At 67.9% G+C, this 14,046-nt stretch carries 16 protein-coding genes; 14 read left to right on the top strand and 2 right to left on the bottom strand.

Translation table 11 applies throughout. The annotated features are described in order from the left end of the window. The first annotated feature begins 36 nt into the window (after nt 1-36). The 12 genes from G9Q80_RS14170 (at nt 37) to G9Q80_RS14115 (ending at nt 10,945) form a co-directional block, all read left to right on the top strand. Complete coding sequence (locus tag G9Q80_RS14170) at nt 37-978, top strand: ABC transporter permease (RefSeq protein WP_069207915.1); 942 nt, start codon at nt 37-39, stop codon at nt 976-978. After that, on the top strand, nt 975-1,790 hold the full coding sequence (locus tag G9Q80_RS14165) for an ABC transporter permease (RefSeq protein WP_088714412.1): 816 nt from the start codon (nt 975-977) through the stop codon (nt 1,788-1,790). Before G9Q80_RS14170 ends, G9Q80_RS14165 begins: the two co-directional genes overlap by 4 nt. Continuing rightward, nucleotides 1,787-3,427, top strand: coding sequence for an ABC transporter ATP-binding protein (locus G9Q80_RS14160; RefSeq protein WP_088714411.1), 1,641 nt, complete (start codon nt 1,787-1,789; stop codon nt 3,425-3,427). The genes G9Q80_RS14165 and G9Q80_RS14160 overlap by 4 nt, the downstream gene beginning before the upstream one ends. 195 nt (nt 3,428-3,622) lie before the next feature. Further along, the gene (locus G9Q80_RS14155; RefSeq protein ID WP_069207913.1) at nt 3,623-4,354 is read left to right on the top strand and encodes an SDR family NAD(P)-dependent oxidoreductase; all 732 of its coding nucleotides are present in this window, start codon (nt 3,623-3,625) and stop codon (nt 4,352-4,354) included. Between the two features lie 12 nt (nt 4,355-4,366). Further along, nucleotides 4,367-5,107 (top strand): glucose 1-dehydrogenase, encoded by a 741-nt coding sequence (locus G9Q80_RS14150; protein ID WP_088714410.1) that lies wholly within the window; start codon nt 4,367-4,369, stop codon nt 5,105-5,107. 120 nt (nt 5,108-5,227) lie between these two features. Next, the gene (locus G9Q80_RS14145) at nt 5,228-5,797 is read left to right on the top strand and encodes a hypothetical protein (protein WP_088714409.1); all 570 of its coding nucleotides are present in this window, start codon (nt 5,228-5,230) and stop codon (nt 5,795-5,797) included. Continuing rightward, nucleotides 5,794-6,456: an ABC transporter ATP-binding protein gene (locus tag G9Q80_RS14140; protein ID WP_198549962.1), complete on the top strand. Its 663-nt coding sequence runs from the start codon at nt 5,794-5,796 to the stop codon at nt 6,454-6,456. The genes G9Q80_RS14145 and G9Q80_RS14140 overlap by 4 nt, the downstream gene beginning before the upstream one ends. Then, nucleotides 6,453-7,607 carry an ABC transporter permease gene (locus G9Q80_RS14135; protein ID WP_088714407.1) on the top strand — a complete coding sequence of 385 codons (1,155 nt, stop codon included), beginning with the start codon at nt 6,453-6,455 and terminating at the stop codon, nt 7,605-7,607. The genes G9Q80_RS14140 and G9Q80_RS14135 overlap by 4 nt, the downstream gene beginning before the upstream one ends. A gap of 37 nt (nt 7,608-7,644) precedes the next feature. Next, a complete protein-coding gene (locus G9Q80_RS14130; RefSeq protein WP_088714406.1) occupies nt 7,645-8,409 on the top strand; it encodes a DUF4198 domain-containing protein in 765 nt (254 codons plus the stop codon). Continuing rightward, nucleotides 8,406-8,741 (top strand): hypothetical protein, encoded by a 336-nt coding sequence (locus G9Q80_RS14125; protein WP_088714405.1) that lies wholly within the window; start codon nt 8,406-8,408, stop codon nt 8,739-8,741. Before G9Q80_RS14130 ends, G9Q80_RS14125 begins: the two co-directional genes overlap by 4 nt. Further along, nucleotides 8,741-9,613, top strand: coding sequence for a metal ABC transporter substrate-binding protein (locus tag G9Q80_RS14120; RefSeq protein WP_088714404.1), 873 nt, complete (start codon nt 8,741-8,743; stop codon nt 9,611-9,613). The genes G9Q80_RS14125 and G9Q80_RS14120 overlap by 1 nt, the downstream gene beginning before the upstream one ends. Nucleotides 9,614-9,946: 333 nt before the next feature. Next, complete coding sequence (locus tag G9Q80_RS14115) at nt 9,947-10,945, top strand: P1 family peptidase (RefSeq protein ID WP_088714403.1); 999 nt, start codon at nt 9,947-9,949, stop codon at nt 10,943-10,945. A gap of 39 nt (nt 10,946-10,984) precedes the next feature. Here G9Q80_RS14115 and G9Q80_RS14110 read toward each other — a convergent pair whose 3' ends face one another. Both G9Q80_RS14110 and G9Q80_RS14105 read right to left on the bottom strand, forming a co-directional pair. Continuing rightward, nucleotides 10,985-11,779 (bottom strand): SseB family protein, encoded by a 795-nt coding sequence (locus G9Q80_RS14110; RefSeq protein ID WP_074622263.1) that lies wholly within the window; start codon nt 11,777-11,779, stop codon nt 10,985-10,987. Next, complete coding sequence (locus G9Q80_RS14105; protein WP_088714402.1) at nt 11,776-12,357, bottom strand: uracil-DNA glycosylase family protein; 582 nt, start codon at nt 12,355-12,357, stop codon at nt 11,776-11,778. The genes G9Q80_RS14110 and G9Q80_RS14105 overlap by 4 nt, the downstream gene beginning before the upstream one ends. 260 nt (nt 12,358-12,617) lie before the next feature. Here G9Q80_RS14105 and G9Q80_RS14100 point away from each other — a divergent pair, with 260 nt between their 5' ends. Next, nucleotides 12,618-12,962, top strand: a complete 345-nt coding sequence (locus G9Q80_RS14100; RefSeq protein WP_043142552.1) for an ArsR/SmtB family transcription factor — start codon at nt 12,618-12,620, stop codon at nt 12,960-12,962. Continuing rightward, on the top strand, nt 12,955-13,980 hold the full coding sequence (locus G9Q80_RS14095; RefSeq protein WP_088714401.1) for a permease: 1,026 nt from the start codon (nt 12,955-12,957) through the stop codon (nt 13,978-13,980). The genes G9Q80_RS14100 and G9Q80_RS14095 overlap by 8 nt, the downstream gene beginning before the upstream one ends. Nucleotides 13,981-14,046: the final 66 nt, after the last annotated feature.

The raw sequence follows: 14,046 nt of genomic DNA, 5'->3' as shown, positions 1-14,046 counted from the left end.
CTGGACGCCGCCCCGGGCCGCTCATACGGTGCCCGCATGCTGGCCTATCTCACCCGACGCCTGATCTCGCTGGTCCTCAGCCTTGCCGTCGCCTCGGCGGTGATCTTCCTGGTGGTCGAAGTGGCCCCGGGCGATCCGGCCAGCTACATGCTGGGCATCAACGCCCAGCCCGAAACCCTGGCCGCCCTGCGCCAGGAACTGGGCCTCGACCTGCCGAAATGGCAACGCTACCTCGCCTGGACAACCGGCATGCTGACCGGCGATTTCGGCACCTCCTACACCTACCGCGCGCCGGTGGCCGAGATCATCGGCGAAAGGCTCTGGATCTCGCTGCCGCTGGCGCTTTTCGCGCTGACACTGGCGGTGCTGCTGGCCTTCCCGGCGGGGCTAATCGCCGCCGCCACGCGAGGCCGCGCACCGGACCTGGGCGTCATGGCGTTCTCGCAACTGGGCGTCGCGATCCCCAACTTCTGGTTCGCCATGTTGCTGGTGCTGGGCTTTGCCATCTCCTGGCGGATCTTCCCCTCCGGCGGCTTTCCCGGCTGGCAGGACCCGCTACTGGCCCTCCGCGCCCTGACCCTGCCCGCCGTGGCGCTGGCCCTGCCGCAGGCCGCCATCCTCGCCCGCGTCCTGCGCTCCTCGCTCATCGACGCGCTGGGAGAGGACTATATCCGAACCGCCCGCGCCAAGGGCCTGACCCGCACCCAGACGCTCTGGCGGCACGGGGTTCGCAACGCGCTGATCCCGGTGCTGACAATCATCGGGCTGCAATTCTCCTTTCTCATCGCCGGGGGCATCATCATCGAACAGGTCTTCTACCTGCCCGGCCTCGGACGACTGATCTTCCAGGCCATCTCGCAACGGGACCTGATCGTGGTGGAAAGCACGGTCATGCTGCTGGTCTTCGCCGTGATCCTCGTGAACTTCCTCACCGACCTCGCCTATGCGCTGGCCGACCCCAGGCTGCGCCGGGCATGAGCCGCAGCCTGATCCTCGGCGGGCTGCTCACCGCGCTCTTCCTGGGCGCCGCGGCCCTGTCCTTTGCCTGGACGCCGGACGACGTCACCGCCATGAACATCCCCGGTCGCCTCCTGCCGCCGGGCAGCGATCACCTGCTGGGGACCGATCACTTCGGCCGCGACATCCTCAGCATGCTGATGGTCGGCGCGCGCACCTCCATCGCCGTGGCGCTGGTCGCCGTTGGCATCGGCCTGACGCTCGGCGTCCCCCTTGGCCTCGCCGCCGCCGCTTACCGCGGCGGCTGGCTGGACGAGTTCATCTCGCGTACCTCCGACCTCATCTTCGCCTTCCCCAGCCTCGTGATCGCCATCCTGATCACCGCCGTCTTCGGCCCCGGCGCCATCAACGCCATCCTCGCCATCGGCATCTTCAACATCCCCGTCTTCGCCCGCCTCGCACGCGGCGCGGCGCTGTCGCTCTGGACGCGCGAGTTCATCCTCGCCGCCCGCGTCGCCGGCAAGTCCACGCTCCGGATCAGTGCCGAACACATCCTGCCCAACATCGCCAACCTGCTGATCGTGCAAAGCACCATCCAGTTCTCCCTGGGCATCCTCGCAGAGGCCGGCCTCAGCTATGTCGGCCTCGGCGCCCAGCCGCCCGTGCCGTCCTGGGGCCGGATGCTCGCCGATGCCCAGACGCTGGTCTCGCTGGCGCCGCATGTGGCCGTGATCCCGGGCCTCGCGATCGTCTTCATGGTTCTGGGCCTGAACCTGCTGGGCGACGGGCTGCGCGACGCGCTGGACCCGCGGCTGAAGGTCCTGCGCACATGAGGGCTTCTTCTTGGCAAAAATCCCCCGGGGGAGGCCGCAGGCCGGGGGCAGAGCCCCCTCTTCTCGACATCGACGCCCTCACAGTCGAAATCCAGGGCACGCGCATCCTCGACGCCGTATCGCTGACGATCGCCCCCGGTGAAATCCTCGCCCTGACCGGCGAATCCGGCTCCGGCAAGTCCATGACGGCGCTGGCGGCGATGGGTCTCCTGCCGCAGGGCGCGGTCGCCTCGGGGCGGATCACGCTGGACGGCACCGATCTCCTGTCGCTCCCGGAGCGCAGGCTCTGCGACATCCGGGGCCGCGACATCGGCATGGTCTTCCAGGAACCGATGACCGCGCTCAACCCGGTGCAAAGCATCGGCGCGCAGGTCTCCGAAACCATCCTGCAACACGCCCCCCGCACCCCGCGGGCCGAGGCGCGCGCAAGGGCAAGGGAGGCCCTGCACCGCTGCGGCCTCGACCTGCCGCTCTCGCGCTACCCGCATGAGCTGTCCGGCGGCCAGCGCCAGCGCGTGGTCATCGCGATGGCCATCGCGCTGCGCCCCCGGCTGCTGATCGCCGACGAACCCACGACCGCGCTCGACGTCACCACCCAGGCGCAGATCCTCGAGTTGCTGCGGGACCTCACGCGAACCGAGGGCATGGCGCTGATGATGATCACCCATGACCTCGCCGTGGTCGCCGGCATGGCCCATCGCATCGCCGTCATGCAAAAGGGCCGCATCGTTGAAAGCGCGCCCACCGGACAGCTCATCGCAAGACGCGACCACCCCTATACCCGCGCCCTCTTCGAGGCCTCGGGCCACCAGCCGCACCTGCCCCCCCGGCCCGACAGCGGCGCCCTGCTGCAGGCACAGGGCGTGACCTGCACCTACCCGCTGCCCCGTCCGCATCCCTTTGCCGCCCACCCCCGCTTCACCGCCGTCGACGATGTCAGCTTTGCCATCGGTCGCGGCGAACGCGTCGGCCTCGTGGGGGAATCCGGCTGCGGCAAGTCCACCCTCACCCGCGCCCTGCTGGGCCTGACACCCATCGCAGCCGGGGGGATCACGCTCGACGGCACGCCGGTCTTCACGCATCACCGCCCCAACCCGCAGGTCCGGCGCAAGGTCCAGGTGGTCTTCCAGGACCCCTACGGCAGCTTCAACCCCCGCCACCGGGTCGCGCGGCTGATCTCGGAACCCTTCCACCTGCTGCCCGACCCGCCGCGCGGCGCCGCGCGCGCCGAGGCCATCGCCGAGGCGCTCACGGCTGTCGGCCTCTCACCCGATGACGCGCAGAAACACATCCACGCCTTTTCCGGCGGCCAGCGCCAGCGCCTGGCCATCGCCCGCGCGCTCATCATCCGGCCAGAGCTGATCGTCTTCGACGAGGCGGTCTCGGCGCTCGACGTCCGGGTGCGGGCGCAGATCCTCGACCTGATCGCGGACCTCAGCGGCAGTTACGGGCTGGCCTATCTCTTCATCAGCCACGATCTTTCGGTTGTGCGGGGGATCACCGACCGGGTCATGGTCATGCAAAAGGGCCGCATCGTCGAGGCTGGGCCGACCGGGCGGATCCTCTCCGCGCCGGATCATCCCTATACCCGAACGCTGCTCGATGCCGCCCCGCGGCTGCCGGATCTCGTCCCCTGACGCCCGACCGACGGCAGGTCCCGGTGCCCAGCCTGTTCCTCGAAAGACCTGACACGCACAGCGTTTCCCAAGGGTCGGCGGGCGGGCGTCTTTGCGGCGCCAGCCGCAAACAGAGTCGCCCCGCCGACCACACGCAAGCCTCTGGACCTTCGCCCTGCGACACCCCAACATGCCGGGCAAAAGGGAGGATCATCAATGCGCTTCGAAAACCGCCACGCGGTGGTGACCGGCGGCGCCTCGGGCATCGGCGCGGCGATTTCGCGCCGTCTTGCCGCCGAGGGCGCCACGGTCACAGTCTGGGACATTTCCGCCGACAATCTCGACGCGATCGAGGGTGAGGCCAACATCCGCACCCGCGCCATCGACGTCACCGATCCACAGGCCGTCACCCGCGCGATGGCAGAGGACCAGACCGCGATGGGCGGGCTGGACACGCTGGTCTGCTCTGCCGGGATCACCGGCCCCAACACCACCGTCATCGAATACCCGACCGAGGCCTGGAAACAGGTGTTCGAACTCAACACGCATGGGCTGTTCTACTGCAACCGCGCCGCCGCCGCGCTGATGCGGCCCGGGGGCTTTGGCCGGATCGTCAACATGGCCTCGGTCGCAGGGAAAGAGGGCAACCCCAACGCCTCGGCCTATTCCGCCTCCAAGGCCGCCGTCATCGGGCTGACCAAATCGCTGGGCAAGGAACTGGCCGACACCCAAATCACCGTCAACGCCATCGCCCCCGCCGCCGTGCGCACCGCGATCTTCGACCAGATGACGGATGAATTCATCGCCTACATGGAAAGCAAGATCCCGATGGGCCGCTTCGGCACCGTCGACGAAATCGCGGCAATGGCCTGCTGGCTCGCCTCGTCCGAGGCAAGCTTCACCACCGGGGCGGTCTTCGACCAGTCCGGCGGCCGCGCCACCTACTAGGGAGACCCGGCAATGAGACTGGAAGGCAAACGCGCCATCGTCACCGGCGGCGGCTCCGGCTTTGGCGAGGGGATCGTCACCCGTTTCGCCGCCGAGGGCGCGCAGGTGGTCGTGGCCGACATCAACTATGAAAACGCCCGCAGGGTGGCCGAGGCGACCGGCGCCCATCCCCTGCACACCGATGTCTCGGACGGCTCCAGCGTCCGCGCCCTGATGGCGCTGGCGCAGGAGCATATGGGCGGCATCGACATCTTGGTGAACAACGCCGGCATCACTCATCTGCCCGCGCCGATGGAAGAGGTCAGCGAAGAGGACTTCGACCGCGTCTTTGCCGTCAACTGCAAGTCCGTCTACCTGGCCGCCCGCGCGCTTGTGCCCGCGCTCAAGGCACAGGGATCGGGCGCGATCCTCAACGTGGCCTCCACCGCCGGCGTCTCTCCCCGGCCGAACCTGAACTGGTACAACGCCTCTAAGGGCTGGATGAACACCGCGACGCGGGCAATGGCGGTGGAACTGGCGCCCGCGGGCATCCGCGTCAACGCGCTCAACCCGGTGGCGGGCGAAACACCCCTGCTCGCCAGCTTCATGGGCGAGGACACGCCCGAGATGCGGGCGAAATTCCTCTCCACCATCCCGCTGGGCCGGTTCTCCACACCCCGCGACCTGGCCAATGCCGCGCTGTTCCTCTGCTCGGACGAGGCCGACATGATCACCGGCGTCTGCATGGAGGTGGACGGCGGGCGCTGCATCTAGCGCGCCCGCAAACACAGGCATCGCCCCCGGATGCAAGACGAACCATCCCGGCCCGCCTTGCACGCGATCCGGTCTGCACTATGCTCTTGGCGACAGTTCGGAAGGCGGTGCAGTCGTATCATGTTCAGAAACATCTTGGCCGCGGCGCTGGCGGCGGCCGGCATCGCGATCGGCGCCTGGACCTTCATCGCGCCTGACCGGACAGGCCCCGTCTCTGCCGACGGCATGTCCCCGCAGGAATTCTCACGCGAAAGCCCCTTGTTGCTGCCCGGCATCCTCGCCACGATCTACGAGGCCTTCAGCCAGACCGAAGAGGCAGAGATCTACGACCGGCTGGCAAAGGTGGCCGCGGGCCCCGCGCTGGAACAGCTCTACCTCGAACGGGTTGGGGCGATGGCCGGGGGCGGCCTGAACCCGGACCAGGAAATCCACGAGGTCTCGCTATTGGGCATGAGCGCGCGCCGCAACGGCGACCTTGTCGACATCACCGCAAGGTGGCGCGTCCTGGGCGTGGTCGGCCATGCCGAACACATGCACATGCGGGGCAATGCCTATGCCGCCGATCTCACGATGGCCGCCGACCAGGGCGCATGGAAAATCACCGGCTTCTCGTTGACAGAGGTCGACCGCAGCGACACGGGCACGCTGGAGCGCAATGCCGACGCACCGCCCGCAGGAGACGGCAGTTGATCGCGGCCCGCGACCTGTCCTTTGCCTATCCCGGCGGAGGCTTTGCCCTCAAGGTGCCCGCGCTGGACGTGGCCCCGTCCGAACGTGTCGGCGTGATCGGCCCCAGCGGCACCGGCAAGACGACCCTGCTGAACCTGGTGGCCGGGATGGTGCGGGCGGATGCCGGCGCGCTGACCGTCGCCGGAAGCGACCTGGCCACGCTGGACGACGCCGCGCGGCGGCGGTTCCGGGCAACACATGTGGGTTTCATCTTTCAGAATTTCGCGCTGGTCGATTACCTGAACGCCTACGAGAACATCCTCTATCCCTATCGCGTCGGCCTCGGGCTGCGCCTGGACGCGCAGGTCAGGGACCGGGCCCGCGCCCTGGCAGAGGCCTGCGGCATCGCGCATCGCCTGAAAAGCCATCCCGCCGCGCTGTCGGGGGGCGAACAGCAGCGCGTGGCCATCTGCCGGGCGCTGGTCACGCAGCCGAAACTGATCCTCGCGGACGAGGCCACCGGCAACCTCGATCCCGAAACCAAGGAATCCATCCTCGACCTGCTCTTCGACCGGGCCTCTGACATGCAGGCAACCGTGCTTGCGGTGACCCATGACCACGACCTCTTGCCCCGTTTCGACCGGGTGATCGACTTTGCCACCCTGAGACAGCCCGCATGAACGCGCTTTTCCTGGCCTTCGCCCACCTGCGCTGGACATGGGCGCGCAGTCTCCTGCTCGTCGTGGTCGGCGCGCTGATCCTCTCCGTCCCGCTGGTGACACAGGTCCTGTTGCGCGGCTCCGAAGAGGCGCTGACCCGCCGGGCCGAGGTCACGCCGCTGGTGCTGGGCGCACGCGGCAGCCAGCTCGACCTGGTGATGAGTGCGGTCTATTTCTCGCAGGACCGCGCCCAGCCCGTCACCCGCGCCGCCGAGGACGCGGTCTGGGACAGCGGGCTGGCATTGCCGATCCCGCTGCACACCGCCTTCCAGACGAATGGCGCGCGGATCGTGGGCACCTCGCTCGACTATTTCGACTTTCGCGGCCTTCAGGTGGCCGAAGGGCGCCAGATGGCCCTCCTGGGAGAGGCGGTACTGGGCGCGCAGGTGGCGGACCGGCTGGGCCTCGGCCCGGGCGACACGGTGGTCTCCTCGCCGGAAAACCTCTTCGACCTCGACGGGGTCTACCCGCTGGAACTGAAGATCACCGGCGTGCTGGCGGCCACCGGCACCCCCGATGACGAGGCCGTCTTTACCGACGTCAAGACCACCTGGATCATCGCCGGCATCGGGCACGGCCACGACGACGTGGTGACGCCGGATGACGCGGGCAATGTCACCGCCAATGCCGCCATCACCCAGTTCCAGCGCATCACGCCCGAGAACATCGACAGCTTTCATTTCCACGGCGCGGCGGGTGACTACCCGCTGTCCGCCGTTCTGGTCGCCCCCTATGACACCCGTTCGGGGACGATCCTGCGCGGGCGCTACCTGGACCCGGAGAACCCGCTGCAGATGACCGTCCCGGCAGAGGTGGTCGCGGGGCTGGTCGACCGGATCTTCCGGATCGCGGCCCTCCTGGACGCGGTCACCCTGGTGATCGGGATCGCGGCGCTTGGCGCCATCGGTCTGTCGCTTTTCCTGGCGTGGAGCCTGCGCGCCCCCGAGATCGAAACCGCCCGGCGCCTGGGCGCGGGCCGTTTCATGATCCTGCGATTGGCCTTCGCGGAAATTGCCCTACTGTTGATCCTGTCGGCAGGGCTTGCCACCGGGCTTGTCACGGTCGTCACGATGAACGGCGACAGCCTGGTCGCCTGGATCCTTGCACTTTGAGTAACCATTGCAAATGCCCGTTAACGGAGACATCCCGATGAAGACCCTGATGACCGCCGCGGCCCTTGCCGCCCTCGCCACGACGGCCACGGCCCACTACGGCATGATCATCCCCTCCGACAACATGGTCAGCCAGAAGGACGGGCGCAGCATCGACCTGACGCTCTCCTTCTCGCATCCGTTCGAGGGCATCGGCATGGTGCTGGAACGGCCCGAGGCCTTTACCGTGACGCATGGCGGCAAGACGACCGACCTGCTGGACAGGCTGCAGGACACGCAGGTCATGGACCACGCGGGCTTTACTGTCGAATACCGGCTGGAACGCCCGGGCACGCATGTCTTTGCCCTGACGCCCAAACCCTACTGGGAACCCGAGGAAGACGCCTTCATCACCCATTTCACCAAGACCTACGTTTCCGCCTACGGCGACGACGAAGGCTGGGACGCGGAACTGGGCCTGAAGACAGAGATCGTGCCCCTGTCCAAGCCCTTTGCCCTGTGGGAAGGCAACCTGTTCCAGGGCATCGTCAAGCTCGACGGCGAACCCGTGCCCTACGCCGAGGTCGAGGTCGAATACTACAACGAGGACGGCAGCGCCGTCGCGCCCTCGGACCTGATGATCACCCAGACGATCAAGGCCGACGCCGATGGGGTCTTCAGCTACGCCGTGCCGACCGCCGGTTGGTGGGGCTTCGCCGCGCTGAACACCGCCGCAGAGCCGATGCAGCATGACGGCGAGGACAAGGCCCACGAACTGGGCGCGGTGATCTGGGTCCACTTCGAACCCTGGGGCGCGCAATGATCCGCGCCCTCGCATTTGCCCTGATTGTCGCCGCCCTTCCCGTGGCGGCGCATGACCTCAGGGTCTTTGCCTCCGTCTCGGGTCAGACCGTCACGGTGGAATCCACCTTCTCGTCCGGTCGGGTTCCGACCGGGGGCACGGTCCGCGTGCTGGATGCCGGGAACGTCCTGCTGATGACGCTGGACATCGGCGCCGAGGGCAAGACACGGTTCCCCCTGCCCAAGGGCACGGCGAAGACCGGCCTGATGATCGAGGTCGAAGTCAACGAGGGCCATTCCGACTACTGGATGCTGACACCGGACGACATCGCCTACGGCCAGGGAACGAACTGATGCTCAAACCTCTTGCCTTCGCGCTGGCCCTCCTGGCCGGCGCCGCCAGCGCGCAGGACCGGCCCGTGGTGGCCACAGTGAACTATCCGCTGGCCTGGATGGCGGAACGCCTGGGCGGCGATGCGGTCGAGGTGCTGTTCCCGGTTCCGGAGGGGCGCGACCCGTCCTTCTGGCGGCCCGGCCTGTCCGACATCGCGGCGATCCAGCAGGCGGACCTGATCGCGCTCAACGGGGCCGGTTTCGCGGCCTGGACGACGCGCGCCTCGCTGCCCCGCTCTCGGCTGGTCGATACCTCCGCCAAACTCTCCGATGCCTTCATTGCCACGCAGTCCGTGACCCACAGCCACGGCGAGGATGGCGCCCATTCGCACACCGGCACCGCCAGCTACACATGGCTCGATTTCGACCTGGCTGCGGGACAGGCCAGGGCACTTGCAGCGGCCATGCAACGCCGGATGCCCGACCTGAGCGATCAGGTGGCGGAAACGATGCCCGCGCTGCTGGCCGATCTGGACGCCCTCGACACCCAGGCGCGCGAGGCCCTTGCGACGCTGCAAGGCACGACGATCATCGCCACCCATCCCCGCTACCAGTATTTCGCCCGGGCCTACGGGCTCGATATCGCCGCGCTCGAATGGGAAGCGGGCGCCATGCCGGACGAGGCGCAATGGCAAGACCTGAAGGACATGATGGCGGATACCGGCGCCTCCGTCCTGATCTGGGAGGCGGAACCGCCCCGCGAGGCCCGGGACCGGGCCGCCGAACTGGGGCTTGTCTCCGTCATCTTTGCGCCGCTTGCGACGCGGCCCGCCAGCGGGGATTTTGCCTCTGTCATGCGGGCGCAGATCGCGGGCCTGGCCGGGCGGCAATAGCCCTCTCGGCCGCCGCCTTTCGGGCCTTAACCTTTGCCGACGCAACGTCACCTTCCTGACCGGGACCAAAGCGGGAACGGTTTTGTACGTTTTGCGGAAATCGCCGTACGTTTTGTACAAAACGTACGGAACAAGGCCCCCTGCACCTCCGTCTTCGGCCCAGTCCGGGCCGGGCATGACCACAAGATCTTGTGGCATGTTGCGTCGCTCGCGCCACGTTAACCCCATCGCCCGCCACTGGCACCGGATCTTCATCCGCTGAGGCCAAGGCCCCTTGCGATTCTCCGGGCGGCCCCGGATGCTGCGGGCAAATCCCTGATCCCAAGGCCCGCCATGCGACCCGGAAACCGAAACCTGATCACCGATGTGCCCGGCCTTCTGGTGGGCAATGCACAGGACGACAGACTGAATTCGGGCACCACTGTCCTGACCTCGGACAGCCCGCTCACCGCCTCGGTCTCGGTCATGGGCGGGGCGCCCGGAACACGCGAGACCGACCTGCTGGCGCCAGACAAATCGGTCGAGGCCGTGCATGCGCTGGTGCTGTCCGGCGGCAGTGCCTTCGGCCTTGCGGCGGCCCAGGGCGTGATGGATGCCCTGCATGAAAAAGGCAAGGGATTCAGCATCTTCTCGGCCCGAGTGCCAATCGTTCCGGCGGCCATCCTGTTCGACCTCCTGAACGGCGGCGACAAGGCATGGGGCGACAATCCCTATCCCGCGCTGGGGCGGCAGGCGCTGGCCTCGGCCACCGCGGATTTCGCCCTTGGCACCGCCGGCGCGGGCACCGGCGCGCAGACCGCACAGCACAAGGGCGGGCTGGGCTCGGCCAGCCTCGTGCTGGACGATGGCATCACCGTGGGCGCGCTGGTCGCCGCCAACCCGATGGGCAGCGTGACCACCCCGTCGGGCCGCCACTTCTGGGCCGCGCCCTTCGAACTCGGGGCAGAGTTCGGCGGCCTGGGCGTGGACCCGTCCCCCGGCATCGCCCTCCCCCCCAGCCGCAAGCTCGGCGCAATGGCCGCCCAGGGCAACACCACGATCGCCATCGTCGCCACCGATGCCGCGCTGACCAAGGCACAGTGCCACCGCGTCGCGGTTGCGGCCCATGACGGCATCGCGCGGGCAATCCTGCCGGCGCATTCACCGATGGACGGGGACCTTGTCTTTGCCGCCGCGACAGGCGCGCGGGTGCTGGATGACCCCGGCAGGCAGGTGGCCATGATCGGCCATGCAGCCAGCCTGTGCCTGTCCCGCGCCATCGCCCGCGCGATCTGGGAAGCCGAGCCACGTCAAGGGGATACACTGCCGACCTTGCGATCCGAACTGGGGTAAGGCGGCGATGGGTCGCGACGACCCATCCTATGGCGGGGATCAGCGCAGGATCGGCGGCTTGTCCGGATCGGTCCCGGGGGCCAGGCGCTCGACGCGCTCAGGCGCCTGGGGTTCCGGCAGGTCAAAGCGCAACGCGACACGGGCCAGATCGGCGGTCAGGCGGTCGCTGTCCGACAGGAAGGTGACGTCCAGCGCCCCCGCCTCCAACCCCGAGAAGACCAGAGCCTCGTTGATGGCCCCGGCCAGCGCAGCTTCGGCGCCCGCGACGGCACCGGTGATGCCCAACAGATGCCCGCGAGACCCATCGTCATAGATCACCTCGGCCAGGTAGGCCTTGCGCGCCAGCCCGGCGCCGATGGCCAGCCGCGCATCCAGCGCCGTCACCAGCGCCTCTGGCACGCGAGGGGCGCGGAACTCGGCCGGGCGCGCCTCGGCCTGTTGCGGGCCGTGGCCCAGCGTTTCCGCCAGCCAGGCCAGCGCTTCGGGTGGCAGCAGGTACTGCGAGGGCGCGACTTCGAGATTCAGGGCCAGTCCGATCCCCTGCCCCGCCAGCATCGAGGCCAGCGCCCGGCCGGACAGCGCAGCATAGGGGACGGCCCGTCCGGCAAATCCGGCCAGCCGTTCCTCGCGGTCGAACCCCAGGACGAAGCGCGCGTCGCCCAGTTCGAAGACCTCGGGAGAAATCTCCTGCCCCTGCGGTTCGGCGGTGAGCATCAGGTACAACTCGGTCGTGGCCAGCCGGTCGTAATAGCGCAGGCGCAGCGCATCATCCTCTGGCGCGGCCTCCATCGCCGCATGGGCGCGGTCCAGTTCGGTCAGGGTCTCGTCGCTCATGCCAGCACCTCCGCGACACGGGTCCGCAGGACGGGCAGCAGCTCGGCCTCGAACCAGGGATTGCGTTTCAACCATGCGGTATTGCGCCACGAGGGATGCGGCAAGGGCAGCGCCGCGGGCGAAAAGTCGCGCCAGCGGGTGACGGTCTCTGTCACGCCTGTCTTGACGCCCAGATGCCATTTCTGCGCGTAGCCGCCGACCAGCACGGTCAGCTGGATCTTGGGCAATGCCTCGATGACCTGGCGTCGCCAGGTGCGGGCGCAGATCGGCGGCGGCGGCAGGTCCGATCCCTTGCGATAGCCGGGAAAGCAAAAGGCCATCGGCACGATGGCGACGCGGCTCTCGTCATAGAAGGTCTCGCTGTCCAGCCCCAGCCAGTCGCGCAGGCGGTCTCCGGACGGATCGGTGAAGGGCAGGCCCGAATGGTGCACTTTCATTCCCGGGGCCTGCCCGGCGATGAGCAGCCGGGCCGAAGGCTGGGCCCGCAGGACGGGGCGCGGCGCATGTTCCGTCTCGGTGGCGGCGAAACGGTCGGCGCAGAGACGGCAGGCGCGAATGTCGGCAAGCAGTTGGTGCATTGCGCAAGTGTAGTCCGCCAGTGCGTCGAGGTCACGCCGGGAGGGGGCGCTGCCCCCTCGGCCTTCGGCCTCACCCCCGGAGGTATTTTCGGCCCAAAGAAACACGACAGGGCGGAAGTTGGGTTGCCTGCCCTGGGCCGGTCTTCCGGCGAGGGGAACGCGCGCTCAAAGCGGGGCATCGCGGGCGTCCCGCCAATTCATTTCGACACATTTCGAAATAAGGGTTGCCTCCCGGGCTTCATTTCGACAATGTTAGAAATATGAAAATGATCGATTCCCAACCTCTGACCGTCGAAACAGCGGCCTCGAAGTTCGCCGCGCTTGGGTCCGAACAGCGCCTTCAGGTCCTGCACACGCTGGTGCGGGCCGGCCACGACGGACTCAGCATCGGCGCATTGGGTGAGCGTACCGGGATCACCGGGTCGACCCTCACCCATCACCTGAAAATCCTCTCTGCCGCCGGTCTTGTCACCCAGGCGCGGCAGGGACGGTCCATCATCTGTGCCGCCGCCGATTACTCGGAGGTCGAGGCGCTGTCCGAATACTTGCTGCGCCAGTGCTGCGCGGATGCCTCGATCTGTCACAAGGATATCCAGAATGGCTGACACCTCCACGACGGCAACCCGCCGCCTGCCGCCGGTTCCGAAGGCATGGCTGGCCAGTGCCGTGCTTCTGGCCCTTGTCGCGCTGTTCGACTGGCCGCAGTTCTGGCCGACGGTCACGTTCACTGCAGGGGCCATTGGTCATACCGTTCCGTTTATCCTCTTTGCCGTGCTGGCGGTGGCCTATCTCAAGGCCACCGGGGCCGAAAAACTGCTGGCCAGGGCCTTTGAGGGGCGCGAGGTGCGGATGATCTTCCTGGCCGCGCTGCTGGGGGGCATGGCGCCCTTCTGTTCCTGCGAGGTGATACCCTTTATCGCCGCCCTGCTGGCCGTGGGCGCGCCCTTGTCGGCGGTCATGGCCTTCTGGCTGGCCTCGCCGCTGATGGACCCGGCCATGTTCCTCATCACCGCGGGCACGCTGGGCTGGGGCTTTGCCGTGGCCAAGACCGTCGCCGCCGTTGGGCTGGGCCTGCTGGGCGGCTTCGGGACCAAGGCCCTGGCCAATAGCCCCGTCTTCCGTGATCCGCTGCGCGAGAAACCGCAGGTGGGCGGCTGCTGCGGCGTCAAGAAACCGTTCAGCGGCAAACCCGTCTGGACCTTTTGGCAAGAGAGCGAGCGCACCGCGACCTTCCGCGACACGGCGCTGGAGAACGCCCTGTTCCTGCTGAAGTGGCTGACCCTGGCCTATGTCATCGAGGCGCTGATGATCCACTACATCCCCGCCGACATGATCGCGGGCGTGCTGGGTGGCACCGGGTTCATGCCGGTCCTACTGGGCGCGCTGGTCGGGGCGCCGGCCTACCTGAATGGCTATGCCGCCGTGCCGCTGGTCGATGCGCTGTTGGCGCAGGGCATGGCATCGGGCGCGGCGATGAGCTTTGTCCTTGCCGGGGGTGTCAGTTGCATCCCCGCCGCCGTCGCGGTCTGGGCGCTGGTCAAGCCGCGGGTGTTCATCGCCTATCTTGGCTACGCCCTACTGGGATCGTTGATTGCGGGCATGACCTGGGGCCTCATCGCCTGAGATTCATGATGAATTGTTGACTTGCCGGGCCTCTCCGCGGGGCCCGGTTTGTTTTTGTTTCGCGAC

It is taken from the genome of Mameliella sp. LZ-28, assembly GCF_012274245.1.
Taxonomy (GTDB): Bacteria; Pseudomonadota; Alphaproteobacteria; order Rhodobacterales; family Rhodobacteraceae; genus Antarctobacter; species Antarctobacter albus.
This window is presented reverse-complemented; position numbering and strand designations above follow the sequence as displayed.

What these genes read in the sequence shown, in the direction of transcription:
- G9Q80_RS14170 (WP_069207915.1), top strand. Translation starts at nt 37, where the DNA reads ATGCTGGCCTATCTCACCCGACGCCTGATCTCGCTGGTCCTCAGCCTT.
- G9Q80_RS14165 (WP_088714412.1), top strand. Translation starts at nt 975, where the DNA reads ATGAGCCGCAGCCTGATCCTCGGCGGGCTGCTCACCGCGCTCTTCCTG.
- G9Q80_RS14160 (WP_088714411.1), top strand. Translation starts at nt 1,787, where the DNA reads ATGAGGGCTTCTTCTTGGCAAAAATCCCCCGGGGGAGGCCGCAGGCCG.
- G9Q80_RS14155 (WP_069207913.1), top strand. Translation starts at nt 3,623, where the DNA reads ATGCGCTTCGAAAACCGCCACGCGGTGGTGACCGGCGGCGCCTCGGGC.
- G9Q80_RS14150 (WP_088714410.1), top strand. Translation starts at nt 4,367, where the DNA reads ATGAGACTGGAAGGCAAACGCGCCATCGTCACCGGCGGCGGCTCCGGC.
- G9Q80_RS14145 (WP_088714409.1), top strand. Translation starts at nt 5,228, where the DNA reads ATGTTCAGAAACATCTTGGCCGCGGCGCTGGCGGCGGCCGGCATCGCG.
- G9Q80_RS14135 (WP_088714407.1), top strand. Translation starts at nt 6,453, where the DNA reads ATGAACGCGCTTTTCCTGGCCTTCGCCCACCTGCGCTGGACATGGGCG.
- G9Q80_RS14130 (WP_088714406.1), top strand. Translation starts at nt 7,645, where the DNA reads ATGAAGACCCTGATGACCGCCGCGGCCCTTGCCGCCCTCGCCACGACG.
- G9Q80_RS14125 (WP_088714405.1), top strand. Translation starts at nt 8,406, where the DNA reads ATGATCCGCGCCCTCGCATTTGCCCTGATTGTCGCCGCCCTTCCCGTG.
- G9Q80_RS14120 (WP_088714404.1), top strand. Translation starts at nt 8,741, where the DNA reads ATGCTCAAACCTCTTGCCTTCGCGCTGGCCCTCCTGGCCGGCGCCGCC.
- G9Q80_RS14115 (WP_088714403.1), top strand. Translation starts at nt 9,947, where the DNA reads ATGCGACCCGGAAACCGAAACCTGATCACCGATGTGCCCGGCCTTCTG.
- G9Q80_RS14110 (WP_074622263.1), bottom strand. Translation starts at nt 11,779, where the DNA reads ATGAGCGACGAGACCCTGACCGAACTGGACCGCGCCCATGCGGCGATG.
- G9Q80_RS14105 (WP_088714402.1), bottom strand. Translation starts at nt 12,357, where the DNA reads ATGCACCAACTGCTTGCCGACATTCGCGCCTGCCGTCTCTGCGCCGAC.
- G9Q80_RS14100 (WP_043142552.1), top strand. Translation starts at nt 12,618, where the DNA reads ATGAAAATGATCGATTCCCAACCTCTGACCGTCGAAACAGCGGCCTCG.
- G9Q80_RS14095 (WP_088714401.1), top strand. Translation starts at nt 12,955, where the DNA reads ATGGCTGACACCTCCACGACGGCAACCCGCCGCCTGCCGCCGGTTCCG.